The organism is Bizionia gelidisalsuginis (assembly GCF_008086185.1).
Taxonomy (GTDB): domain Bacteria; phylum Bacteroidota; class Bacteroidia; order Flavobacteriales; family Flavobacteriaceae; genus Bizionia; species Bizionia saleffrena.
Genome location: NZ_VSKN01000081.1, coordinates 1 through 1,124 on the forward strand (window position 1 = coordinate 1; position 1,124 = coordinate 1,124).

General features: G+C 33.5%; 2 protein-coding genes. Both read right to left on the reverse strand.

The features are described from left to right. Positions 1 to 3 precede the first annotated feature (3 nt). Complete coding sequence (locus ES677_RS15125; protein WP_246124596.1) at positions 4 to 882, reverse strand: IS3 family transposase; 879 nt, start codon at positions 880 to 882, stop codon at positions 4 to 6. After that, the coding region (locus tag ES677_RS15765) for a transposase (protein WP_246124598.1) at positions 879 to 1,124 on the reverse strand (246 nt) is incomplete at its 5' end. The genes ES677_RS15765 and ES677_RS15125, both read right to left, overlap by 4 nt.

Genomic DNA, 1,124 nt, shown 5'->3' on the forward strand with positions numbered 1-1,124 from the left:
AAGTTAAGCAGCATATTTATAATTAATTTTTAAGTTATTAAATTCTTTAATTGTCAGATAATTGAGTGTTGAGTGCCTTCTCTTTTTATTATACCAAAGTTCAATATATTCAAAGATATCTCTTTCCATTTCCTTTCTAGTTATTAGCGTGTTTCCATAGATGAGTTCGGATTTCAAGGACTTAAAGAAGCTTTCAGCTACTGCATTATCCCAACAATTACCTTTTCTACTCATGCTTCGTGTAACGTTATAGGAAGCAAGCGTATTGGCAAATTTAGTATTAGCATATTGTACGCCACGATCCGAGTGAAAGATCAGTTTTTTGCTAATTCTACGATTTTTGAGAGCCATACGCCATGCAGGCAAAGTTGTTTGATTTGTAGCCATACCAGTACTTAGACTCCAACCTATTAGTTTTCTGTCATATAAATCTATAATGGTTGTTAGATACAGAAAACCCTCTTTTACAGCAATATAAGTGATATCTGAAACCCAAACTTTAGAAGGTTCGTTTTGTTTAAATTGACGATTTAATACGTTGTCCATAAGCAAGTAATTATGTTTAGAGTCTGTAGTAACTCTAAATTTCTTACTCAATTTACTGCGTAATCCCATTTCTTTCATGTATTTAGCAACTGTAATTCGCGATACTTTAAAACCTCTTTTTCGAAGCTCCATGGCAATCCTGGGACTCCCATAACGCTGTTTAAACTCAAAGTAGACCTGGGTTATTAGCCTTTTAATCTGTTCTTTCCATAAAAGATTACTATTAGCAGAAGACCGTTTCCACTTATAATAACTACTAAAATTTATCTCTAGAACTTTACACATTTTATCAATCGGAAAAATAGTTTCATTGTTTTTTATGAAAGCATATTTCATCGATCGGTCTTTGAGAAAATGCCGATTGCTTTTTTTAAGATACTATGTTCTAGCTCTATGTCCTTCAATTTCCTTTCTAGGTCTCCAATGTGTGCTTGTTCTGGTGTAAGTTTTAAATTACCATTGCCTGGGAAACTTCCCGATTCAAAAGCTTCAAATTCTTTACGCCACTTGTATAAAAGAGTAACCTTGATACCTAGTTCTCTTGCTAGTTCTGACAGGTTCTTTCTGTCCTTACTTAA

Excerpts from the sequence above, each read along its gene's own strand:
- ES677_RS15125 (WP_246124596.1), bottom strand. The coding sequence starts at position 882 with ATGAAATATGCTTTCATAAAAAACAATGAAACTATTTTTCCGATTGAT.